The following is a 23,803-nucleotide window of genomic DNA, read 5'->3' as shown; positions in this document are numbered from 1 at the left end:
CTGACATGATATTGTATGAATGTAATGGTTAATAAATAGAATTATCTTCTAGCTTATGAAAACAAGTTACTTTGACCAAGCGACTGGATACCTCCTCCGCGCCCACACTTGAGTAAGCCAGTGCGTACAACTACGTTTAAGAGGAAGCTCTTGGGAGGCGCATATCATGACACACTGCACCACAATTGGCCGAGCACAGTACGGCCACTACTTGCAATGGATATTGCTGGTTGGTTGGGTGATCGCAATGACAGCCAGTCGCACAGTCATGGCCAGTCCGATGCTGACGATTATCAGCAAAGAAGGAACAGAGGCTTTTACGCGCGAACAACTCGTCGCGATGGCAGATCGTACTATTGAAACAGCCACGCCATGGACCGATGGCCAACAGCGATTTTTAGGCGTATCAGCGCAAAAGTTACTCGCTCAACTCGATATTCCGCCCAGAACACTCAAAGTTTATGCGCTAAATGATTATTGGGCTTACATTACGGTTGAGGATATTGAGCGGTATAACCCCATATTTGCGATAAAAAAGAATGGTCAGTGGATGCGTGTTCGCGATAAAGGGCCGATATGGGTCATCTATCCATTATCGGAGAATCAGTTAATGGATAACGAAATAATACACAGTCGGATGGTGTGGCAAGCGAACCGTGTGGAGGTGATGGATGAGTAGCGGTGCAATACACTTATGATGCTTAAGCGCCCGGTCACGTGGTTTATTATCTTTGTCTTTTCGATCCTAATTTTTGCGGTCGTAACGCTTTATCAGTTCAATCAAAGCTACTCTCGCCATGCCGTGCGTACCCAGCTGTCAGCATGGGCATTGGCCCAAATGGAATTAGAAACCCTAGAGTTTCGCCATGAGCTCGCCTTGTATCTCCACACTCAACGTCAAGACCGCAGTGCACTCATTTTAAAGTACGACATTCTCTGGAGTCGCTACGACACCTTTTTACGAAGCAGCGAGACAGAGAAGTTGAGACAAGCCTTTAGTGCCACTCCTCTGGTCAAACGTGCATTTCAAACCATCAGACGTTATGAACAAGCGGTATTAGAAGGTCAGAGGCCACGCTTACAACTGTTGCTTGGCGAAATGGACACCCTACTCCCTGCGCTGCGTGATTTAATGATCAACAATTTAACCGGCMCTGCCGCTATCAAACAGCGCGAATACCTTGCTAACCAACTAAAACATATCTACCTCACCGTTGGACTGATCCTTGTCCTACTTGGATACTTTTCTTGGCGCATGTTTAGAGACAGCCTCACGCAACAGAAAATGGCATGGATGGACAGCATCACACAGCTTCCAAATCGGAATTATTTATTGTATGCGTTACAAAAAGCTGCGAGCAAACATGTCATACACACCTTACTTGTCATCGATATTCGCCGCTTTAAAGACATTAATGACTTGGTGGGGTATGCGCAAGGGGACCAAGCACTCGCTAAAATCGGGCAAAAGCTTAATAGTATCTGCTCACCTTATGGCTATACTTGCGCGCGTTTAAGCGGCAACCGATTTGCAGTTTTAACCACGGCCGATGGCCATTATTTAAGCTTTTTCACCCAACCACTGCGCGATACATTGCGCCACGCCCTCGACGATATCTATCCTGATATTCAACTTACCGTCGCGCTTGGGATTGCCAAAAGCACAGATCTTGATGCAGCACTTCATAAAGATCCGGAGGTCTTTGCGAATACCCTATTGAATAATGCCGATCTGGCCTTGCTCAAGGCCAAAAATGCTTCTCCCTCAAAAGACAGTATCGTGGTCTTTAAGCCTAAGTTCGAGGCCGATGCCCGTGAACGCCGACAATTAAAGGATGACTTAAATGCCCTGCTGCTGGATGAAAGTCAGGATGAATTGTCTCTTGTCTATCAGCCGATTATATCGTCAGAGCCTAACAAACTGAGCTGTGAAGCATTAATTCGCTGGCAACATCCAACCTTTGGCCAAGTCCGTCCGCAGTTATTAATCGATGTAGCGGAAGAAGCCGGTCTTGGACAGCGGCTTGGTACTTGGATCCTACGCCAAGTTTATGCGGCGATGAATACCGAGTGGCAAACCATCAATCAGCATATCGATATCGCGATCAATTTGTCTGATTCTTTCTTTAGTGAGGCCTTGCTCTCAGACGTTGTGAATATTTTTATGCATCACCCTGAGCAACGTAAACGGTTGGTGTTTGAAATCACCGAAACCATGACCATTGATGATATTGGTCGATTTAGCCTACTCATGAACCAGTTGCGAGACATTGACGTTAAACTTGCCTTGGATGATTTTGGCACCGGATGGTCCTCAATGGCGGTGCTGAATCACTTGAGCTTTGACAAAGTGAAAATAGATCGTAGCTTTGTCGAGCATATGGCCACCGTTTCTCGTCAGCAAATACTGGTCGATACCATTTGTTATATGTCACATCAGCTCGGGATCTGCGTGGTTGCCGAAGGGGTGGAAACGCAAGAACAGTTGCTCAGTTTACAGCAAATGGGGGTCGATGAGTTTCAAGGCTATTACTTTTCTAAGCCACTCAGTGCTATGGATTTTTATGCTTTTTGTATCGACTACCTCAGCAGGCAAAATACGTTTTCATTGAAAAATTAGTCGAGGATTTCTTCAATATCGACCACCTTCGAACGGTTTACCGTGATTTTCCAACGCTGATATACCGTGGGCTGGTCTTTGATCTTTTGACAGCTCACCAAATTGAATTGGTGGCGCTTTTCAACCGAGTCTTTTAAAACCTGTCCATCGTTTAGACGATACAAACGCTGACTTCCGCGATCCATTAAACGTGAGAAAGAACGAAAATCGAGCTTCCAAACATCTCGAGTCGTGTCATAGCCTGACAAAAAGCGAGTAGTCTCTAGCTGGGTTTTGACCTTTAGACGCACCACGGCCTCTTCTTGCTGACGCAACTTACCACGACGCAGCTTTTTGACTTCATCGGGCAGCGCGGTAAAGTCGATGTAATCGAGCCACTCCAACTGCCGACCAATCTGTCTATTCGAGGTGGGGTCAATAAAGCGTTTGCGCCATTTGGGCCGTCCTTTACGAATCCATCGCCACAGCGCGTCACGCAAATCATCTTTAAAAATTTCACGCAACGCATAGATCCCAGCCATCGCCAAGACAAACGACAAGGTAATCTCACCCAAATACTGCCGCGCCTGCACAATCACAGTCGTGACAAACAGCATCACAAACGCTGTCGCCGAGGCTTTCGCGAGTTTGTTGAGGTTCTTACCCAAGGCTTCCGGTTTTTGGCGAATGGTGACAGGAAATTCAATCAAACGACGTAACAGGCGCATTTTGTTAACCATACGGGTCGGATCGCCGATAGCTTTGTCGGAATTGTAGCGATTGACCAAACGATGGGCTTCTTCCGCTTCACAAAGCTCCACCAGTTGTTGGCGGATGGTTTTATACACCGAGCCGCGTGGCATATGCGCTAGAAGCGATAAAAATCGTTGCTCGGTCAGCCATGACAGATAATTATCAATATTGTTGTAATACTTCACTAGCTTAGTATCTTGCGGCTGGTACCGGCGCAAACGGCGCAAGATTTCCACCGCCATTTCGATGGTATCTTCTAGTTGCTCGAGTGCTTCTTCGTCTTCCAACCCTGAGACCGACTCAAAAAAGTCGTGCGTCGCTTTCTCTAACGAGAGCGCGTACTGATAAGCATACAAACTCAGGCTGACCCGATATTGCTCGGTGGGTAATTTCTCTCGGCTAGCTAAACGAGAGTGCACCAAAGGTAAGTGGTAGCGAGAGGTAAAATAGGTGCGGCTATTCGACAGCACGCGGTGGTAGAATTCATCTTCGTTCAGGACATGCTTACCAAACTTCAGCTCTCCGGGGACAAACAAGTAGAAGTCGACTTCTTGTGCACTGATTTCCTCGTTCAGAATGGCAACGCGAACCGATAAGCCTTCATGTTTATCTACCGTGATCAATCCTACTCTCCTACTACTCAATGGAATGCTGATGCGACAGTGTGCAAGGGCTGCCTCAAGGCGGCACTATTATTCCACATCATCGGTCGATTGCGTCATCATAATGACAAATATATGACACGTTATTGATGGTTAATTTATCGCCACTTTTTTGTTTTTCCTGCTCATCCCTGATGAGTACAGGGCTCAGAAGAAAGGTAACAAAGAAATTAACGGGGTTATCCACAGTTTTAGTAGATAACTTTTTCCCCTCTCATCTAAATGTAGTTTTTCTTCAACTAGATATAGTGCCTATTATGACTTAACTCACTTGACGCTTTGGCCAATCAAGGTAAATCAGCTGCGCATCCACCTCGTTGATCGCTTGCCACGATGTCGTCTCAAACGTCACCACGGCTATTCCAGACGTGGGTAAATTCTCTTTGTACATGCCCACCTGTTGGAGATAAAGGTTCAACGCAGGATTATGACCAATGATCATCGCGGTTTGATGACGATCATCCAACTGTTTCGCTACGGCAGTAATCGCACCACTGTGCTCGGTATATAAGGCGGTGTCGACGAGGATAGGTGGCTTGTCATTAAGGGTCTGCGCCACCAATACCGCGGTATCTTTCGCTCGCTGCGCTGAGCTGGTTACAATGGTTTGAGGCTGCAATAACCAAGCATTGAGGCGCTCAGCCATCAAAGGAGCTTGACGAAACCCTCTTGGATTCAAAGGCCGGTCATGATCGTCTAAGCTAGGGTCATCCCAACTGGATTTCGCATGTCGCATCAAAAACAGGTATTTCATTCTACCTCCTTAAACCACGTGGCTTTCACGTTAACAGGGCTTTCTCTCCGTCACTCCACTTCGTTAATCAACAAAAAAGCGAGCCAAGGCTCGCTTCAAAAGGCACATTGCTGTTACGCGTTACCTTAGCTGGCGACGACTTCACGGAGCCGCTCTTGGACAACGTTCACGAGCAAATCAGGTTGAAACTTAGAGATAAACTGATTACAACCGACTTTTTCAACCATGGCCTCGTTGAAACTACCACTCAATGAGGTGTTAAGTGCGATGTAAAGGTTACTCATTCGGCTATCGGAACGTACCTCATGCGTTAATTTGTAGCCATCCATCTCAGGCATCTCAGCGTCGGTGATCATCAATAGGATCTCATCGCTGACATTTTTGCCTTCATCACACCAACTTTTAAGTAATTGCAGCGCCTCGGCACCGTTTTTTTTCATAATACATTCGACACCAAACTGAGACAGGGTATCACTGACTTGTGCGCGTGCTGTTGACGAATCATCCACTACTAAGACACGCTGCCCTGCCATATAAGGTGTGAGTTGAGGATCGAGCACGTCTTCTGATATCCCAATTTCGTACGCGACAATCTCAGCCAAGATTTTCTCAACATCAACAATTTCTACGAGGCGAGTTTGGCCATCAAAGTCTTGGCGGGTGATCGCGGTCAGGTAGTTATTTCGGCCGGTGCCTTTAGGCGGCTCCATAATCTCATCCCAGCCCATGTTTTTGATATTGATGACTTGGCCAACTAAGAACGCCTGAATCGTCCGGTTGTACTCGGTGACGATCACGTTGCAATCGTCCGACACCCCGATCGAGCCCATACCAATCGACTGACGCAGGTCAATCACTGGGATTGACTTTCCTCGGATCATCGCCACGCCACGCACATTCGGATGCGAGCCAGGCATTTGGTTGAGTCGAGGCACTTTAATGACCTCACGCACTTTAAAAACATTGATGGCAAAAGGTTGCGTGGTGCCAAGATAAAACATTAACAGTTCTAGGCGGTTCTCCCCCACCAGCCGCGTACGCGAATCTACCGAATCTAAAATATTGGTCATAGTTTGCTCAACCGTTGGTTTACTTCTTAAAAGCGTATATCCGATGCGCGTGATAGCTCGAGGACGAGCACCTAATCATGCACTTTTTGTCATTGATGTAACACGGTGACAAAAAAGCTATTACCTTTATTTTAGGTAAGAAATGACGACAGGCAACCTACTGCCCTGCGTCATGGCTATGTCTTCGTGTTTTCTGCGCCATTAGCCTAGCATGACTGCTAACCGGAAAGCGTGCGAAATCGCGCATTTAATTCACACTATCAATAAGTTTCAAATATGAGACAATAGTACGGAAAAATTTTATGTTCTGTCTAATCCCCCCTATCATAATGGGGAGATGTGTCTTACGCATAATGCTGATAAAATACACACCGATATTACGATTACACGCAGAGTGATGCTATGAAGAGCAAAGCCAATCAATCACAAGGCATGTTGATGTTCCGCCTGACCCCGACGCAATCTTTTGCGATTGGGACGCTTAAGGTACGGGAGATCATCCCTTTTCAGCCGCTAACGGATTTGCCCGGCTCTCACCCCACAGTAATAGGAACTACCAGTTTCCGTGGCATCGCCACTCCCGTCATCGATATGGCTAAAGCGATTGGTTATAAGCCAGTCGATAAGTCAGAATGGGAGTCGTGTTACATCATCGTCACTGATTGCCAACGACGTGTGATGGGCTTTTTGGTGCGCGGCATTGAAAAGATCAGCGAGTGTGACTGGCGCTCGATCGCCGAGCCCCCTCAAACACTCGGCACGCGTGCGTTTCTAACTGGCGTAATGAAAATCGACGAAAAACTGGTTCAGCTGCTGGATGTCGAATACATCATGGAGCATATTTTCCCATCCGATCCGGATAAACTGCACCCAGTTTTGTCGGATGTCGATCGTGAAAAGCTCAAGCCGATGAACATCTTGCTTGTTGATGATTCCTTAACCGCAAGAAGGCAGCTTTCTGAGGCGTTAGACAGTATTAATATTCCCTATCACGTCACCAACAACGGCTCAGAAGCACTGCAAATGATGAAAAACGCGGCGTCCGCTGGCAAGCCGTTTGACATAATTGTTAGCGATATCGAGATGCCCGGCATTGACGGTTATGAACTCGCCTTTGAAATCCGTAGTGATGATAAACTGGCCGAAGCGTACCTGATACTCCATACGTCACTGTCGAGTGATATTAGTGTGGATCGCGCCAAACAAGTCGGTGCGCACGAAGCACTCACAAAGTTCGACGCCACCGAGCTCGTGCAAGCCATGTTACGTGGCGCGATGCTAAAAACCTCTGGCTCCTCCGTGAAACTTGAGGGGACGCCAACCAACTACTGATCGCTATCCCGAGCAGGCTGGCTTTGATATGTGTCATACCACTGTCAATGCCAGTCTGCTATCTTTGCCAACATCACGTTCTAATCGGGTATAAGGTGGTTTGGGCATGTCTTTCGCCAGTCTCTCCGCAATGGCACATCCTTTGTATCCCAAATCAGATCCTTTATCGGTTCAATTGATGAAAAACTCCTCACTTCAAGCGCGAAAAGGCTGGGTTTGGTCGTGCGCTTGTGGTTTAATTTTTTCATACTTCAAAAAAATAGAAGGCGACTATGATGACCAGTGTATTTGAGATCGTTAAGCACTCACGACAAAAGAACAAACTTAAACGCGAAATCCAAGACAACGATAAGAAAATCCGCGACAACCAGAAACGCGTTGTATTGCTGGAAAATTTGCTCGATTACATCCAGCCTGAGATGTCCTATGAAGATATCGTCGAAATCATCAAGAATATGAAAGGTGATTACGAAGACCGCGTGGATGACTACATCATTAAGAACGCAGAAATCTCCAAACAGCGTCGTGAAATCAGCCGCAACATCAAAGAGCTTACCAAGCAAAGTAAAAGCGGTAAGTAAGCTAAACCACTCACGCTAACTTGAGTGTTAATACCCGCCTATTGCGGGTATTTTTCGTTAAGTATCCGCATTACGCCTCAGCCAGTGGATTGCGAATCGCCTCACCAAACATGGGAACAGGCCGTTCGTTACTGTCATCATAGCCGATGTTAAATCTGACCCGATTGATACAAATCTTCTCTTTCGTCTCACTCAGCACATCAAATAACCTAAAGCGTTCGTTCAGCTGCGGATGTGCCTGTTGATAGCGACGAAGGGTGTCACCTAACTGACGATAAAATTCAGCTTCGCTTATTCCAAGCGATACAAACCACGGCGAAATAAAACGCAGCGTAGTCACAAAGTGTCCCGTATATAAATCATGCACCAGATAGTGTGGCGGCAAGTGCTTGATCGCCGCTCGCACGCGTTTATCTAAGCTGTCCAACTCTGGAAACGGTTGATCGACAAAGCGTAAATCACCATGAAAATCTTTGATCATGCAACCTACAGGGATATCGTCTTCCAGCACCACGGTAATGTTTTGCCCATGCGCAACTAACCCAATCCCGTATTGGCATAGCAAGTGATAAAGGGGGACCACAACGTGATCAAACAAACGCTGCAACCATTCGCTAGGTGTTAGCACGGTACGCGCAATCAGCGCTTCGACACAGCTGAACCCATCACCACCCGCTTGCATCAGAGTCGCCATACTCATGGGTCGCTGATGAGACGGTAACAGGCTTTCGGCACGCTCACGCCAAACGCATCCCAACATTTCATGATATTTGTAACAGCTGTCTATTTGTGCCTGATAAGGCTGCGGGCAGTACACACCGGCGACTTCCTGCTGCACATGCATGCCAAGACGCGACAATAACGCATCCTCGCGTACACAGGTTGACAGCCATTTTGACAGCACTGGGCCATGGGCAATAAAGCTCCCCGGTACGCCGCGATAGCAAGAGGTATTGAGAATGGTTAACGCTGTTTTTACGTCGTACTTGCCGTGTTCATCCGCCCGACTCAAGGTACGAATGGACTGCTGTGGACGCCACTGTTCCTCACTCGTGCCCAGATCAATGATGTCACCAGAGGCAAGTAATGACGCATATTGGCTGTAAATATAACGCTGCATCTGCCACGGATGCACCGCCATAATCAGATAATCATCCCGTTTATCGACCGCTAAGCGCGTTATGAGTGCCTCATAAGCGACTGGTGATAGGGTCTCCGAGAGTAAAGAGGCCTGCTCGAATCCATCCCCAAAGCCATAACGTGCGCACGCTCGATGTACAGCGAGATAATGCAACGCAAATGTGTTGCCATACTCAGGCGCATACTGTTGGCTATCTTGCTGGCCCCAGCCTAATCGCCCTTTATTGGCGAGCGCCTTAGGGTGAGCATCCAAATAGGGCTGGCGATCGGTTTCTGACAACGTCACGAGTTTATCGGCTGGCAGAGTGCTAAGCATCGCGAGATGCTGTTGTTCCGCAATGAGTGTTTCTTGATACTCCTCGATAAAACCACCAAGGTGCAAAGGCGCCATATCGAGAACAGGCTGCAAGTCCATCACTAATGCAATCAGTTCTGGATGCTGGTTGTCGCCCCGTGACACGCTGCCATTGTCTACCATCACCATTCCCCAAATGCTCATGGTGCCCGTAAACCGCCACTCTGTATCAGGCAGTGCCAACCTAAACTGATGCCCTTCAAGGTGGTCAACCGTAATCGCATTTTCGAAATGAAGCTCACTGATCGCTTTTGCGAGCAGTTTCTGATTGGCTGCTTGCCAATAATTCCCCTGCATTTGTTACGACCTTTATGCGTTATTTTTCACCGAATTAGATGAAATGTGGCAATTCGGTTATCAATGTATTGACAACAAGGACGAATATCAATAATCATAATGATATCTATTATCATTCAATGACAAATAATTAGGTAGTGACGTAGACGTACTGCAGGGACGCAGGCTCACTGAGCCCTGCAGCTTTATGTTGTATAAGGATAATTATGAAGTCTAAAAAAGTAGTTGGCCTCTCACTGACCCCACTGGCCTTAGTGATTGGCACACACCTTGCCCATGCCGCCCCTTCTGCGGCCAATACCGAAACCATCATCGTAACTGGCAGTAAAATTCAGACCACGATCGCCGATTCCGCCAGCACCAACTGGGTGATCACCAATGAAGAACTAACCCGTGAAATTCAAGGCGGTGAGTCATTAAAAGGCGCACTCGGGAAGCTGATCCCAAGCTTTGACTTTGGCAGCACTAACGCGCGTACCAATGCCTCACAGAATTTGCGTGGCCGCAGCGCACAAATCATGATTGATGGCGTCGCACTGAATGCCGCTCGCACCATCAGCCGCCAACTGGATAGTATCGACCCCTTTAATGTCGCACGTGTTGAGGTACTGTCAGGCGCGACCTCCATTTATGGCGCGGGGGCAACCGGCGGTATTATCAATATTATCACCAAACGCGGTGAAGCGGGCGATGCGCAACTTGAGGTTCACACCGGCGTCACCACTGGGTTTAACAACAGCGACGACCTGACAAAGAAAGCCGCGGTCGCAGTATCCGGCGGCAGTGATACCTTGCAAGGGCGCTTGTCCGTGGCATATGAAGGCAAAGGCGCTGCCTACGACGGCAATGGCGATCCTATTTTGCCCGATGTGACCCAAACCGATACCCAATTCAATGACAGCATTGATGTGATGGGTAGCTTAGATTACAGCCCTGATGACGAACAGCACCTCTCCCTGACTGCTCAATACTATGACAGTCAACAAGACAGTGATTACGGGATCTGGTTTGAAGATACGACCGATCTAAAAAGTGATGTTGAGCGTCGTAAAGGGCTCAAACTTGATGAGCAACCATTCACTGAACGTTTGATGCTCAACACCCAATATAGCCATACCAATGTGCTAAATCATGCCTTACTCGCACAAGCCTATTATCGAGAAGAAACCTTCGGCTATTTCCCGTTTCCGCGTAAAGGTCTATTTAGCGGCTCAGAGCAAAGCAACGATGTTTACGGCCTAAAACTCTTACTGGAGAAAAACTGGGATAACCTCACGCTGAACTATGGGTTGGATTACAGCAAGGAAGAGTTCCGCGCCAAGCAATACGTCTATGATTCAACAACCAGTGCAACAAGTCATGGTTTAGAGTTTGAGAAAAAGGGCACGATCGGTCGTTATCCTGACTTTGATACCCAAAATGCCGGTGTGTTTGCTCAAGCAGACTGGGCCGTTAACGATAAGTTAAATGCCTTTGCCGGATTGCGCTACCAGTACACCAAGTACAAAGGCAGTGATTTTATCGGCTTCACCCAGCAAGCCTATATTCTACTCGGCTTATTGCCAGATGCGGATGCCATCCCAGGCGGCACCACAGACAAGGATATTTGGCTTGCGAATGCGGGACTCAAGTACGACCTAACCGACAACCAACAAGTTTGGGCTAACTTTAGTCAAGGCTTTAACATGCCCGACCCAGGTAAATTCTACGGCAAAGGCAAATATTCAGGCGGTACCCTCACCAATAGCGTGAGTGTTCAAAACACGGAATTGGACGGCGTAAAAACCAACTCCTTTGAGCTAGGCTGGCGCACTCAGCAACAAGACTACAATGCGCAAGTCGCCGCGTACTACTCGATGTCGGACAAGTCGTACAAGTACAATAACGATCTCGATGTCACCTTAGATAGTGACAAACAGCGTATCTATGGCCTCGAAGGGCAAATCAAATACTACCTCACTGACACTTGGTATAGCCGCGCGCAAGGTCACCTCGTGCAAAGCGAAATTAAAAATAATGGCCATTGGGATGAGCTGAGTATCTACAATGCGAGCCCATCCACCGCGATGGCGGCAGTAGGCTACGATAACTTCGATTGGGGCACCGAGCTAAACCTCCAACACGTTGGCGATCTATCTGATGAAGATGGCGACCGCCTTGAGGGCTACGAGCTTGTCGGCCTCAATGGTTACTACACGTTACCGGTCGGCCAAATTAATTTCGGCATCCAAAACTTGTTTGATAAAGACTATCAAACAATTTGGAGCCAAAAAGCGCAGAAAGTCTATAGCGGCCTCGCTAGCGCCGACATGTTTGACTACGCCGGCGTAGGGCGCACCTTTAGCCTGAGCTACAGCGCCACGTTTTAACTATGTTCCTTTTCGCGCCCAGTCCTCGCTGGGCGCCTTTTCTCCCAATTTATTTAGCCCATATTTGCGCAACAACATTGCCCAGTAAGCCCGTGTCTGTAAGGAGTTGTGATGACACACCCTAAAAGCGCGACACAAACCGCAAGGTGGCAACCGATCACCTTGACCTTGATTGCTGCCTTGATGGGCATCGGTCAGAACGGACTCTTGGTCTCGCTTCCCTTACTGGTGGCACAAGGTGGCTTCTCACTGTCGACATGGGCAGTGATTATTGCCGTGGGGAGCGTGTTGTTTCTCCCCGCCGCGCCATTTTGGGGACGGATCAGCGACCAACATGGTCCCAAGTTTGTGGTCCTGCAAGCACTAGCCGGCATGGCGATTAGCTTCGCGTTATTGCTCGCCGCAACAGTAGGCGCGCAAAGCAGCGCTAACCCATGGCCTTGGTTGGCGCTTGCGGTACTGGCTCGGGTGATCTACGGCTTAACAGTCGCAGGGATGGTGCCGGCCAATCAGCATTGGGCCGTGTTACTCGCCGGCGAGGCGCATCGTATGCAAGCGATTACCTCCATCAGTATTGGCTTAAGCCTCGGCCGATTAGCTGGCCCGTTGATTGCCTCGGCAGTACTAGTGATCAGCCCCTACGCGTCACTGACGCTGATGCTATTACTGCCACTATTAGGCGCAATCGCTATCAGCATGATGCCTCACTACGCGGGTAAAAAGGACGAACCTCATTCATCCGCCCGTCTATGGCTCGCGCCAAAAGCCATTTGGCCCTACATGGGTTACGGCCTTGCCGTGTGTGCAGCGATTGCCCTGTTGCAATACAATCTCACCCCCATGCTCAATCACCTCACCGAATGGTCCGCCGATAAAGTTAGCCAAGCCATCGGCTATTTGCTGACGTTAAGCGGTATCGCCACCTTAGCCGTACAAGTGTTAGTGGTAAAAAGACAGCGTCTGAGCACCGAGCGTATGCTAAGCCTCGGCGCAATCAGTATGGTGACCGGCTACGCCCTGCTATTAGTGCCACATTTTGCTGTGTTAGTGATGGCAATGCTGGTGATATCAGCTGCCTGTGCACTTCTTATCCCCGCCTATACCAGCCAAGCGATGCAACGGTTCGATCATGAACCGGGGAAAGTCAGTGGTTATATCGCGATGGCCCATACGCTGGGTTATGGGTTCGCCTCCCTGTTAGCAACGCTCACGTTAAATTATCCGCCCCTGCCTACGTTAACCTGCCTGCTGCTTTCTTGCACCGTTGTCATTGGGGTACTGGTAATCAAACCTGCGGCTTCGCCTCGTTAACTCACTCATAGAGCAGAGACACTGCCACTGCGCACACCTCCTGCCACTTTTCTCGCCCTCGGACGTGAACATCAGCTTATCACCGAGGGCGAACAATGCTCTGAGATTAGAAAGAAGACAAAGGTTCTCAGGTTACAACCTGATTTCATTGAGTTAATCACACGGAATGGCGTGGCAAGGATAGATGCAGCTAACTACACTGTCTAATAGATCGTCAGCTACTGGGTGAGAGATGCGCAAATGAAAGGAATCTTGTTGTCACTGATACTGGGCATTGCCTTTACCAGCCATGCACACGCGAAAGACATTACCTTTGGTATCGTGCCACAACAATCTGCGATTACATTGGCCAATAACTGGGGCCCGATTTTAGAATACGTCTCTCAACAATCGGGGTACCACCTTGTCTTTCGTACTGCCAAAGATATTCCCGAATTCGAAGGACGTGTGCTCACCGGTGAATACGATGTCGCTTACATGAATCCTTATCATTACACCGTTTTCCACCAAAAGCCTGGCTACCAAGCATTTGCGAAACAAAAAGATAAGCGGATTCACGGTATTCTAGTCGTCAAAAAAGAAGCGTCCATTTCCTCCCTTGAGGAGCTTGACGGCAAGCGGTTAGCCTTTCCTTCCCCCGCCGCGTTTGCCGCCAGTGTGGTGCCACGTGCCGCGCTGAAGAATAAAGGCATCAGCATTACGCCACAATATGTCTCGTCCCATGACTCGGTGTATTTGAATGTTGCACGAGATTTCTTTATTGCCGGCGGCGGCATTGAGCGCACCTTTAACAATACCAATGCCGAAGTGAGCGAGCAGCTACGCGTGTTATGGAAAACGCCCGGCTATACGCCTCATGCGTTCGCATTTCATCCCGACCTTGACCCTGAAGTAGCCGACGCGATTAAAGCCGCCTTTCTCTCCCTTAATGACAGTGAAAAAGGCCGAGCGCTGCTGGGTAATATCAGCTTCAAAGGGATAGAATCCGCGCAAGATGAGGATTGGGACGATGTGAGAGCGTTAAACATTACGCTGTTGCAACACTTGCTGAGTGAATAACCCATGTCCTTGCGATTAAAGACCATCTTAGGTGTCGCCCTGATTGAGGCGATCCTGTTGGCGATTCTGCTGACATTAACTCTCAATTATTTGGAAACCACCAACTATCAAGGGCTCAACCAACGTGCCAGTTCAACAACCCAGTTATTCGCCTCCACAGTAAAAAATGCGGTGTTATCGTTTGATCTCGCCACCGTCGACTCCTTTACCCAAGAGCTACTCCATAACAACGATATTATGTATGTCGCGGTTTTAGGCGATAACGGGAGAGTCTTATCATCGGCCGGTAACCTTCCTGAATCTTTCAATACAGCCATTCTTGAGATGAATGCTCAGTCCGTCACGGATGGACTGTATGATGTACGCGCGCCCATTTCTGAATCTGGCATTGAGTTTGGATCGGTCTGGATTGGCTTTGATCTGACCGGCTTGCTTAGCCAGATTAAAGACGCAAAAAATTGGAGCATGCTGATTGTACTGGGCGAGATGCTATTAGTAGCGTTGTTTTCTTACCTATTGGGAAGCTATCTGACCCAGCGCTTATCAGAACTTAAAAATGCTGCCGATACCATCGCCAGTGGCGAGCGAGACGTACACATTTCAACCCACGGGAAGGATGAACTGGCAAGTGTGGCCGCTGCGTTTAGCAATATGATTCAAGCATTACGTGACTCCGAAAATAAAACTGCGACCTACCAAAAACGACTAGAAGAGGCCAACCAGACACTAGAAAGTAAGGTGGCGCGGCGCACGGCCGATTTAGTGCGGTCCAATGATCAACTCCGTGAGATAAACCATCAACTCAAGCAAACGCAGGAAAAGCTGGTCGAAAGCGAAAAAATGGCATCGATTGGGACCATGGCGGCAGGGGTTGCCCATGAAATCAATAACCCCATCGGCGCAGTGAAAAGTAACCTGAAAATGTGCCAAGAATACCTCAACACCTACCAAAAATGGGCGGACATTGCCGAGCAGGTTATTCACCAGTCAGAGCCGCTTGAAACCCTCACGCACTGGAAGAAACGTCACTATGCCGATGACCTTTATGATGATTTTAGTGATAGCTTTACCGATGCCAACGACTGTGTGCAACGCGTGATCAATATTGTTTCCGCCTTACAGCAGTACTCCAGCTACAGCCAACAAACACGACAACACTTTCAAAGCATTGAGATCTTTACGGTGATTGATGAGGCGCTGAATACTCTCTTACCACCGACGAGTCTCAAGATATCGATTGCCGCTAACGTATATCAACTGCCCCCAGTTATGGGACGCTATGAGGAGCTGGTGATGTTGTTTAAAGAAGTGCTCAAAAATGCGTTGCAAGCCTGTGAGCGGGGCAATCCAGACGTTGTACACAGTATTGATGTGGAGGGGGAAAACAATGGTGACTCGTGCACCATCACCGTGAAAGACTCTGGGCCAGGATTACCGCGTGAACAGGGTCATCGTGTCTACGACCCCTTCTTTACTACCCTACCGGTTGGACAAGGTATGGGCCTCGGATTGACGTATGTTTATGATATTGCTCGTCATCACCAAGGAGAAATACAACTCACCTCATCAACCCACGGCACTACAGTCGCTGTCACCCTCCTATATCAGAGGGATCACGCCGTTGCTAATCACGCCTCATAACGCCCGTCCGGTTTAGGCAGGTGTTTTAAAATTCGCTAAAAATTCGAAAATATTATCTAGACTCAACGGTACACCAATGCCATAGCCTTGCACACGCGTACACCCTTTTTCTCTCAAAAAGTCGATTTGGTTCTGATTCTCGACCCACTCAGCCACCACCTCGACATTCATCAGTCGCGCACTCTGACCCATTGAAGTCAAGATCTCCTCATCCATTTCACTCTGACCAATATTACGAACAAAGCGGCCATCTATTTTTATCACATCAAAGGGGAGGTCGCACATGGACTCAAACCCCGCAAAACCAGTCCCAAAGTCATCTAACGCACAGGAGATCCCAAGGGATTTCAAACGTTCCATTTGCTGGCGCGTTAATGAAAAGTCATCAATCCGGTCAGTTTCTACCAACTCGACTTCAAGGTGTGCAATCTCATCGGGGTAGTGCGGCGAAAGGTGCTGGATAACATCAACCACAAACCCAGTCTCTAATTGTTTTGCAGTGACATTAACACTCACCGTTTTCGCGTAACCTGCCTGACTTAGTCGCCCAATCGCTTCCAGTGCTTGCTCAAACATCGAGGTGGTTAGTACATTTTCAAGTCGATATTGACTCAATAACGGCAAAAACTCCGCTGGGCTTTGGTAGTGTCCCGATGCGAGTCGACGCCTCACTAGTGCTTCAAAACCATCAATTTCATTGGTTACAATATTTAACTGAGGTTGAAAGAACGCCTCGAAGTGCTTGGCCTCAATATCGCGAATCAAGCTAACCAAACTGGCATCGTCTTGATGATCCTCAGGGCAAGGTAGCCAATAGAGCGCATCGTAGAGCGGTACTTTGTCGGCTTTACGCGCCTGAATGACCTCGAAAGACAATTCCTGCCAAGAGCGAAGCGCACTGAGCATTAATTGCATTGAAAGGTCTTTTTCCTCTTTTGCAGCATGCAAATGTTCAATCAGTTCGCTTAATAACCGGTGGCCTTCTGATGAATACTCAAACAGAGCAATAAATTTGTCGGCGATCCGATGCCATTCGAATACCTCCAACTCATGCAAGTGTTCACTCACCCTTTGCAGACGTTGATTCCCCAGCATCACCGACTCGGTGTCATTAAGATTGCTCGTGCCTTGGTTATCAATGATCGCCACAAGCCACGGTGTTTTTGCGTCTACCGCCATACCTTGAATTTTCTGGTTGAGCGCCTCTTTTGATAAGCAAGTAGTCAGGGTGTCATTGGGCAAAGACGCGTGTTTATGGGTCAAAATGGTTTTCACCGTGTCGCACAACACATCGCGGTCCCATGGTTTGCTCACATACTGGCTCAACGCACCAGCATTAATTGCTCGAGACACACCCGGTAGATCGGCTTGGCCGGACAACATAATGGTGGCGATATCGGGATAACGCTGATGGATGTTAATCAGTAACTCTGCGCCATCCATATTCGGCATACGGTAATCGGAAATCACAAGGCCAATGTGATGTTTGGATAAAATATCTAGCGCCTGCTGGCCCGACTCTGCGGTATGAATATAGGCTACAAAACGACGTAACTCTCGCTTTAACGCACGCAAAATATGTGGCTCATCATCAACCAATAGAATTTCCGTGTACGCCATCATGCGCTATGGCCTCCTCTTATCGCTTCTTCATCAGACGAGGCAATCTCGTCGGCGCAGTTATCTGAACACGGCAACACAATGGTAAACGTGGTCCCTTTTCCCAGCTCACTTTTAACCGTAATCTGGCCACCATGAGCAGCGATAATATCGCGTGAGACAGACAACCCAAGCCCCGTTCCCTGCCCCACAGGCTTGGTGGTATAAAATGGCTCGAAAATCGTCGTCAGCGCCTCATCAGGGATCCCCTGCCCGTTATCTTTAATTTTTATCATTAAGTGCTCATCATCAAGAGGCGCAACAAGGATGTTAATTTTTCCCTCGCCCTCGATCGCTTGGGCTGCATTAATCAACAGATTGAGAAAAACCTGATTGAGTTGCATGGGCTGGCAAATAATGTCGGGCGTCTGTGGCGAGTAGTTTCTCTCGATCTCAATGGCATACTTAATTTCGTTGTGGATAATCTTCAGTGTCGAGTCGATACCGCGACGAACATCGGTTGATACCCATTCGCCATTATCAGCACGGGAAAACTCTTTGAGATCTTTGACAATCGTCATCACTCTCGAGATACCCTCTAACGACTCTTCAATGAGATCGCTGGCATCTTCGAGTAAATAATCTAACTGAATCTTATCTTTTAGCGCCTGCCTATCAGCGCTCAACACCTTGTTCGCCGTAGCATCAATCTTTTCATCCAACTGATGGACATAAGCGGAATATTTCTCTAAGTAGTCATACAAGGTGCGGATGTTAGACGAGATAAAAGCGATAGGGTTATTGATTTCATGGGCAATTCCCGCCGATATTTGCCCAATCGACGCCATTTTCTCAGATTGAAGCAGTTGGCTTTGCAGCTGCTTAAGCTCTGAAACCACTTCTTGATAGGCGTCCGAGCTTCGTTTGAGTCGCTGACTATCCGACATGGTGGTGACTGAGTCTTGCTTCGGGGCCACCAACGTTGTGGGTCGGTAAAAACAAATCGCAACCTGTGTTACCACACCACACGCTGACGGGATGGGAAGAAACTCAATGTCTTGCCACTTATGTGCGGCGTCGCTCCCCACTTCCCAAGATGGGTCAACGATGACAGAGCCGGAGGACAGTAATGGGGTTTGCGTCGAGAAGACCGAATCGATATTTTGCTGTAAAAATTGACGATGGGCTGGAAAGCATGCCAATAGTGAGCGTCCAACCACTGTACTTTGGTTTGCTGGTAAGCGATCAAGGAAGCTCGCGTTTGCACTCTCAATGGTGTACTCATGATCGACGATACATATCGCTATTGACAGTTGATTGAACAATGCTAGTGACATGTCGCTATTCTTCACGTTTTCCCTCCCTATTCAGTCGACAGGGAAAACCTATAGTAACGTCGAATACCAACCCGTACACTCAGATCGTCTCCTGATACGATTGAGTAAAAAACGCGCCAATATTCGACGACCAAGACTGTAAAAGTTTCGCTTTCTCGATATCGTTCGCCCGAATCCACTGACGGCAGTAATGTAGGAGTGCACCATCACTGGCCTGCTCACTGTCAGATAGCGAAGACGCCTCACCGCTAGCTAAAACAATTTTTGCCAATTCAAAATCATAGCCCCACAAAATAATGATATAGCTGGAGACCACGAGCGCGGTATCAAAGCGAGAGGGTAAATCGCAAATGGGGTTGTTGCCAGTTTTACGACAGCCAAGCTCTCGCACCATCAGTTCCCCTAACGAGGACAACACTGATGCGAGATACAAACGCTCAGCATGTGCTTTGTCATGGCCTAAAAAAGCACCCAGTGATTTGCTTAAATTAGCCAGTTCGATATGTTCATCGACCACCGCATAGTGTTCTTTGGTCGACAAGTGCTGAAACGCATTGTGCCCAACCATAGTGGCAGCGATGGATTCCACTGATTGAATACCCAATCGATTGATCGCCGTTTCTATGGACCAAGTTCGGTTGCGAAAGCCCAGATAGGCCGAGTTAGCCAGCTGCAAAAGTCGAGCAACCAGAGGCGGCTCTTCACTCACTACCCGTGCAATTTGTTCCATGTCAGAGTTTGGATTGTTAATCGTGGCACGTAGCCGGCGGACACAATCAGGCAGAACGGGAAAATCCTCGATACCGATGAGGCGATTGCGTGTTTCACTATCAATCGGCAATTTGTAGAGGCGCTCAACACTATTGAGTACATTGGCAAAGTCATCTTCAGAAAAGGGCTTGGGCAAGACAAAATGCACGCTAGGGGTCGCCAGTTCAGTGATCTTTTGCCGTGTATCTCCGGTGATCAGTGCTCGCACCGCCCCCGGATAGTGCTGGCGAACCTGTTCTAGAAGCGCATCCCCCTTCAGTTTTGGCATCAGTAAATCACTGATAACTAAAGATAACGATTGGTTATTTAAGACCCCTTTCTCCCACTGGGTAGGATTTTTTACCAGACTAATTGTCCAGTCAGGTTTCAAACGACGAATAACCCGACCAATTGCTTTCAATGTGAGTTCGTCATCATCAACATAAATGATGTGGAAACGCGGCTTATCCATTCTTCCCTCGCATTTATCCTCAAACTGCTTATCGTGACAGTCAGGCGGCAAATGGGAGCGTCACCAACGCCGCAGTTCTGCTCCTCGGAGAGCTATCCAAGGCCGGGAGCGCTATCGATTCCTTCCTTAAGCGTAGCGCATAATGCCAAATTTTCTTGGTACACAAAGAGAAATCAATCGTCTATTAATGGAAGGGAGGATAAGGAGCAAGGTGATGGGGCTCAATATGATTGAGCCCCATATGACGGTGAACTACCGAGAGTCTATTTACTCAAATTCAAACTGTACCATCACCGGATAATGGTCGGAGAGCTCATTGTAATAACCATCATGGTAGGTTTGTCCGGCTTCTTCTGGCCACTCACCTTCAAGGTAATCCCAGTACCATTGATCCTTTGCGGTTAATTGCACTACCTTCATCTCAGGTTGGTTAGCTGGCACAGCATGATCACGGCTCCACAAGATATAATCTAACGTGGTGTTATAGTTAAGATCATAGTCAAAGTGATAAGCGTTCGCTTTTGTGAACCAATTATGTTTAGCAGAAAAAGACGTTACTTCCGGCTCTGTGAAGCGCAGGACACCACTTAAGGTCGCTTTCATGTCTTTAATTTCATCTTGGCGACTCCACTCCACATTCATGTCACCACCAATGATCACAGGCTCGTCAGCGGAAATCGCTGCTTGGTCGATAAAGTGTTTGATTTCCCCTAGCTGACCCAGACGCACTTGATGCTCTTCATCGGACATCCCATCATGCGTGGCTTGTAAATGGGTGCCAATCAGGTGAAAGATCTCCCCATTTTTATCTATCTTGGCATATGCAAAGCCTTTGTTAGCTTGATAGTCCCAGCTGCCCTTTAAACTGTGATGATAAATATGGGCCTTTTGGGTCAAAATGGGATATTTAGACAAAATTGTCACGCCACCACGCACGACAAATACTGAGTTGGAACAATCCCCGGTGAGAGCGTCCCAGCCTTCGCCACTGCAGTCTTGCCCAACGTTGGGCGTTTGATAAGGGTATACACTTGCAAGCTGATTCATCGCTTGCTCGGCCTCAGCATTGAAGACTTCACTGATCAGAATCACATCTGGTTGAGTGTCCATCGCTGCAATGGCTTTCGGCAACCGAGCCGCACGCTCTGCTTGATCCCAATCTTGAAGGTTACTCAGCTGCATAATGTTGTACGCCATGACGTTTAGCTGGCCCGCTTGAGCGCTGAGGCTTAGCAGCAACGCCGCTGCCGCTGAGAGCATTTTTTTTATTTTCATGTTTCCTCTTTTCGTTTTGCTTTCTAATTATTACGGAACAAGATTCCGATAAAACATTAGAAGCCTAACGAATAGAGGTTAGACCACTCTAAAAATCCGTATGATTTTTTGATAGTTTTGTAACTAAGATCACAATTGCGACTCACTTCTCAGTTTTTTTAGGGTTATGACTTAGTAAGAAGTTGAGTCTCGCTGGTAAAGGTATGTTTTTTAAGCATTGTTGCGAGATCGTCTTTACGAACCGGCTTAGCAATATAGTCATCCATGCCCGCTTCTAGGCACGCATCTTTATCCTCTGCAGTCGCATTGGCTGTCAGGGCCACAATAGGGGTTCGATTAAAGCGTGTTTCCTGCTCACGGATACGTCTCGAGGCTTGGTAACCATCCATAACGGGCATTTGACAATCCATAAAGATCAAATCAAACGGCTGCTTTTGCCAATAATCTAAAGCCTGTTGACCATTCTCAGCCACGGTGACACGTACCCCCAATTTGGAGAGCATGGCCTCAGTCACCCGCTGATTACCTTTGGTATCTTCGACCACCAAAACGTGCAACCCGGCTAACGACGAACTTTGCCCTGTGGACCGTACGACGCCCAATGTTGGTTGACGCTGCTGCAGAATACGCACAAGGTGGCTCTTCAAATCATTGAACTGATAAGGACGCCCTAGGTAGCCTTCAATACCAGCACGTTCAATGCGCGGTTTGTCGAGGCCATCGGGCGCAGCGGTTAACATCATGATGGCTGGACTTTCCTTGCCAAACTGCGCACTGATCTTGGTCGCCAGTGAAAAACCATCCGTTTTGGGCATCAACTTATCTAAAATCACCACTTTGAATGGATACTGACTACTGATGCGCTCTTCAATCAGCGACATCGCATCGTCTGGATGCATACAGCAAGTGACTTGACAACCCAAGTTACTGAGCTGTGCCGTGGTTATGCGCATATTTAAACGGCTATCGTCTACCAGCAGCATAGGCGCTCCGGCAAATAAATAGGCCTCTACCGGCGTGGCGAGGGGGACGTTGCTTTTGCTAAATCGAACGGTGAAAAAGAAACGGCTACCTTTGCCCGGCTCACTCTCCAATCGCAGTGTCCCACCCATCAGATGCACAATTTGCTGAGATATCGCGAGACCGAGTCCCGTTCCTTGGCTCTGTGCCGTTGGGTCATCGCCTTGCTCAAATTTATTAAAGATGCGACTTTGCTGCTCAAACGGCACGCCTGGCCCGGTATCTTTGACTTCAAAGCGTAAGACACAGCTATCGTCGCTTTCACTGACACTCGAGACCCCCACTGCGACTTCACCGCTCTCGGTAAACTTCACCGCGTTCCCCACAAGGTTAATCATCACTTGTCGAAGCCGAGGTGCGTCGCCGATCAGCAAAGGAGATATGTCTTTGTCGATGTCACAGTGAAATTGCAGGTTTTTTTCTTTAGCCCGTAACGTGAACAAGTTTTCGATATCTTTTCCCAACTCAAAAACATTGATCTCTAAAGGTTCCAGCTCTAATTTTCCAGCTTCAATTTTAGAAAAATCGAGGATGTCATTAATGATATCAAGCAATGAGATTGACGAAGTCTCAAGCATTTCGACAAATTCTTGTTGCTCGTCATTGAGCTCCGTGCCTTTTAGCAGTGAGGCCATACCAATAATGCCGTTCATGGGTGTGCGGATCTCATGGCTCATATTGGCCAGAAATTCACTTTTTTTCTGACTCGCCTGCTCCGCATACCGGCGGTCGTCATCCATGCAGCTCAAACGCTCTCGGCAACGCGCAATCATGGTGTTGTAACGCGTTTCTAAATCACTCCACGCGTGTCGATTCTTGGGCGTGGAGAGAAAAACCGGTTTATTGTCAGCGTCCCAGACATTGATTTGGTGGCGCATTTTCGCTAGTGGGGTGGTAAGTTCTCGGCTAATGATCCAAAGCGATATGGCAATACCGGATGCGCATAGGCAAAGCCATGCTGCCACTGTCCACATTAGATGTTCACTCATACTCGCTTTTGTTGCCGTGTAGTTCGAGGCAATGTTCAAATTCCCCAGCATGTACTCGTTGCCCGCATCGCGATAAACCAAGGGCCATGAATACTCGAGAGCTTGATCAGAAGGGGCAACGCCACGCTCTACTCGGGTCCCGTTGCTATCAAAAACGCGCAAATAATCGATGTGAGGTTGCGCAATCAAGCGCTCGACTTGCCGCTCAAAGGCAGTGCTCTCTTCCCACCAAAGATGAGAGGCCATCACACTCAAGTCTTTCTCCGCAGTCATCGACAACGCACGCTCGACATCTCCTTTATGCTCTTGATAATCAACATACAATAGCAGCGCGGCAACCATCGCGGTTAACAACGCCCAACACAGGGTTAGTTTGGTGATCAGCGCAACCGATAAAGAGCTACGAGCAACGGCGGTATCTGCCTTCATAGTCACCTA

General features: G+C 48.1%; 17 protein-coding genes. 8 read left to right on the top strand and 9 right to left on the bottom strand.

Annotated features, from left to right (window positions below; all coding sequences use genetic code 11):
* Positions 1-247: 247 nt before the first annotated feature.
* A complete protein-coding gene (locus tag BZJ18_RS00535; protein ID WP_077454986.1) occupies positions 248-679 on the top strand; it encodes an oxidoreductase in 432 nt (143 codons plus the stop codon).
* Positions 680-694: 15 nt separating this feature from the next.
* Positions 695-2,620: a putative bifunctional diguanylate cyclase/phosphodiesterase gene (locus tag BZJ18_RS00530; RefSeq protein ID WP_077454909.1), complete on the top strand. Its 1,926-nt coding sequence runs from the start codon at positions 695-697 to the stop codon at positions 2,618-2,620.
* Here BZJ18_RS00530 and BZJ18_RS00525 read toward each other — a convergent pair.
* From BZJ18_RS00525 to BZJ18_RS00515, 3 genes are all read right to left on the bottom strand, one after another.
* On the bottom strand, positions 2,617-3,975 hold the full coding sequence (locus BZJ18_RS00525) for a hypothetical protein (RefSeq protein WP_077454908.1): 1,359 nt from the start codon (positions 3,973-3,975) through the stop codon (positions 2,617-2,619). The genes BZJ18_RS00530 and BZJ18_RS00525 overlap by 4 nt on opposite strands.
* A 301-nt stretch (positions 3,976-4,276) precedes the next feature.
* A complete protein-coding gene (locus tag BZJ18_RS00520) occupies positions 4,277-4,768 on the bottom strand; it encodes a SixA phosphatase family protein (protein ID WP_069586632.1) in 492 nt (163 codons plus the stop codon).
* Between the two features lie 125 nt (positions 4,769-4,893).
* Positions 4,894-5,838 (bottom strand): chemotaxis protein CheV, encoded by a 945-nt coding sequence (locus BZJ18_RS00515; protein ID WP_077454907.1) that lies wholly within the window; start codon positions 5,836-5,838, stop codon positions 4,894-4,896.
* A gap of 402 nt (positions 5,839-6,240) precedes the next feature.
* Here BZJ18_RS00515 and BZJ18_RS00510 point away from each other — a divergent pair, with 402 nt between their 5' ends.
* Both BZJ18_RS00510 and BZJ18_RS00500 read left to right on the top strand, forming a co-directional pair.
* A complete protein-coding gene (locus tag BZJ18_RS00510; RefSeq protein WP_077454906.1) occupies positions 6,241-7,170 on the top strand; it encodes a chemotaxis protein in 930 nt (309 codons plus the stop codon).
* Between the two features lie 275 nt (positions 7,171-7,445).
* On the top strand, positions 7,446-7,751 hold the full coding sequence (locus tag BZJ18_RS00500) for a DUF496 family protein (RefSeq protein WP_069586695.1): 306 nt from the start codon (positions 7,446-7,448) through the stop codon (positions 7,749-7,751).
* Between the two features lie 70 nt (positions 7,752-7,821).
* Here the strand turns inward: BZJ18_RS00500 and BZJ18_RS00495 are convergent, their stop codons facing one another.
* On the bottom strand, positions 7,822-9,543 hold the full coding sequence (locus BZJ18_RS00495) for an IucA/IucC family protein (RefSeq protein ID WP_077454904.1): 1,722 nt from the start codon (positions 9,541-9,543) through the stop codon (positions 7,822-7,824).
* A gap of 206 nt (positions 9,544-9,749) precedes the next feature.
* On the opposite strand from BZJ18_RS00495, the gene BZJ18_RS00490 reads away from it, so the two are divergent.
* The 4 genes from BZJ18_RS00490 (at position 9,750) to BZJ18_RS00475 (ending at position 15,923) form a co-directional block, all read left to right on the top strand.
* Positions 9,750-11,912 carry a TonB-dependent receptor gene (locus BZJ18_RS00490; protein WP_077454903.1) on the top strand — a complete coding sequence of 721 codons (2,163 nt, stop codon included), beginning with the start codon at positions 9,750-9,752 and terminating at the stop codon, positions 11,910-11,912.
* Between the two features lie 111 nt (positions 11,913-12,023).
* Positions 12,024-13,223 (top strand): MFS transporter, encoded by a 1,200-nt coding sequence (locus tag BZJ18_RS00485; protein WP_077454902.1) that lies wholly within the window; start codon positions 12,024-12,026, stop codon positions 13,221-13,223.
* A gap of 240 nt (positions 13,224-13,463) precedes the next feature.
* Positions 13,464-14,282: a phosphate/phosphite/phosphonate ABC transporter substrate-binding protein gene (locus tag BZJ18_RS00480; RefSeq protein WP_077454901.1), complete on the top strand. Its 819-nt coding sequence runs from the start codon at positions 13,464-13,466 to the stop codon at positions 14,280-14,282.
* Positions 14,283-14,285: 3 nt separating this feature from the next.
* On the top strand, positions 14,286-15,923 hold the full coding sequence (locus BZJ18_RS00475; RefSeq protein ID WP_077454900.1) for a HAMP domain-containing sensor histidine kinase: 1,638 nt from the start codon (positions 14,286-14,288) through the stop codon (positions 15,921-15,923).
* Between the two features lie 12 nt (positions 15,924-15,935).
* Here BZJ18_RS00475 and BZJ18_RS00470 read toward each other — a convergent pair whose 3' ends face one another.
* The 5 genes from BZJ18_RS00470 to BZJ18_RS00450 form a co-directional block, all read right to left on the bottom strand.
* Positions 15,936-17,546, bottom strand: a complete 1,611-nt coding sequence (locus BZJ18_RS00470) for an EAL domain-containing protein (protein ID WP_077454899.1) — start codon at positions 17,544-17,546, stop codon at positions 15,936-15,938.
* On the bottom strand, positions 17,543-18,874 hold the full coding sequence (locus BZJ18_RS00465) for an ATP-binding protein (RefSeq protein ID WP_241824887.1): 1,332 nt from the start codon (positions 18,872-18,874) through the stop codon (positions 17,543-17,545). The genes BZJ18_RS00470 and BZJ18_RS00465 overlap by 4 nt, the downstream gene beginning before the upstream one ends.
* A gap of 64 nt (positions 18,875-18,938) precedes the next feature.
* Complete coding sequence (locus tag BZJ18_RS00460; RefSeq protein WP_077454897.1) at positions 18,939-20,081, bottom strand: HDOD domain-containing protein; 1,143 nt, start codon at positions 20,079-20,081, stop codon at positions 18,939-18,941.
* 267 nt (positions 20,082-20,348) lie between these two features.
* Positions 20,349-21,356, bottom strand: a complete 1,008-nt coding sequence (locus BZJ18_RS00455; RefSeq protein WP_077454896.1) for a sphingomyelin phosphodiesterase — start codon at positions 21,354-21,356, stop codon at positions 20,349-20,351.
* A gap of 164 nt (positions 21,357-21,520) precedes the next feature.
* Positions 21,521-23,794 (bottom strand): response regulator, encoded by a 2,274-nt coding sequence (locus BZJ18_RS00450; protein WP_077454895.1) that lies wholly within the window; start codon positions 23,792-23,794, stop codon positions 21,521-21,523.
* Between the last annotated feature and the right edge of the window lie 9 nt (positions 23,795-23,803).

Source organism: Salinivibrio sp. IB872 (genome assembly GCF_001995345.1).
Lineage (GTDB): Bacteria > Pseudomonadota > Gammaproteobacteria > Enterobacterales > Vibrionaceae > Salinivibrio > Salinivibrio proteolyticus.
Note: the sequence above shows the minus strand (reverse complement) of the source record. Positions and strands in the feature narration are given on the sequence as shown.

What these genes read in the sequence shown, in the direction of transcription:
- BZJ18_RS00535 (WP_077454986.1), top strand. Translation starts at nt 248, where the DNA reads ATGACAGCCAGTCGCACAGTCATGGCCAGTCCGATGCTGACGATTATC.
- BZJ18_RS00520 (WP_069586632.1), bottom strand. Translation starts at nt 4,768, where the DNA reads ATGAAATACCTGTTTTTGATGCGACATGCGAAATCCAGTTGGGATGAC.
- BZJ18_RS00515 (WP_077454907.1), bottom strand. Translation starts at nt 5,838, where the DNA reads ATGACCAATATTTTAGATTCGGTAGATTCGCGTACGCGGCTGGTGGGG.
- BZJ18_RS00510 (WP_077454906.1), top strand. Translation starts at nt 6,241, where the DNA reads ATGAAGAGCAAAGCCAATCAATCACAAGGCATGTTGATGTTCCGCCTG.
- BZJ18_RS00500 (WP_069586695.1), top strand. Translation starts at nt 7,446, where the DNA reads ATGACCAGTGTATTTGAGATCGTTAAGCACTCACGACAAAAGAACAAA.
- BZJ18_RS00495 (WP_077454904.1), bottom strand. Translation starts at nt 9,543, where the DNA reads ATGCAGGGGAATTATTGGCAAGCAGCCAATCAGAAACTGCTCGCAAAA.
- BZJ18_RS00490 (WP_077454903.1), top strand. Translation starts at nt 9,750, where the DNA reads ATGAAGTCTAAAAAAGTAGTTGGCCTCTCACTGACCCCACTGGCCTTA.
- BZJ18_RS00485 (WP_077454902.1), top strand. Translation starts at nt 12,024, where the DNA reads ATGACACACCCTAAAAGCGCGACACAAACCGCAAGGTGGCAACCGATC.
- BZJ18_RS00480 (WP_077454901.1), top strand. Translation starts at nt 13,464, where the DNA reads ATGAAAGGAATCTTGTTGTCACTGATACTGGGCATTGCCTTTACCAGC.
- BZJ18_RS00475 (WP_077454900.1), top strand. Translation starts at nt 14,286, where the DNA reads ATGTCCTTGCGATTAAAGACCATCTTAGGTGTCGCCCTGATTGAGGCG.
- BZJ18_RS00470 (WP_077454899.1), bottom strand. Translation starts at nt 17,546, where the DNA reads ATGATGGCGTACACGGAAATTCTATTGGTTGATGATGAGCCACATATT.
- BZJ18_RS00460 (WP_077454897.1), bottom strand. Translation starts at nt 20,081, where the DNA reads ATGGATAAGCCGCGTTTCCACATCATTTATGTTGATGATGACGAACTC.
- BZJ18_RS00455 (WP_077454896.1), bottom strand. Translation starts at nt 21,356, where the DNA reads ATGAAAATAAAAAAAATGCTCTCAGCGGCAGCGGCGTTGCTGCTAAGC.
- BZJ18_RS00450 (WP_077454895.1), bottom strand. Translation starts at nt 23,794, where the DNA reads ATGAAGGCAGATACCGCCGTTGCTCGTAGCTCTTTATCGGTTGCGCTG.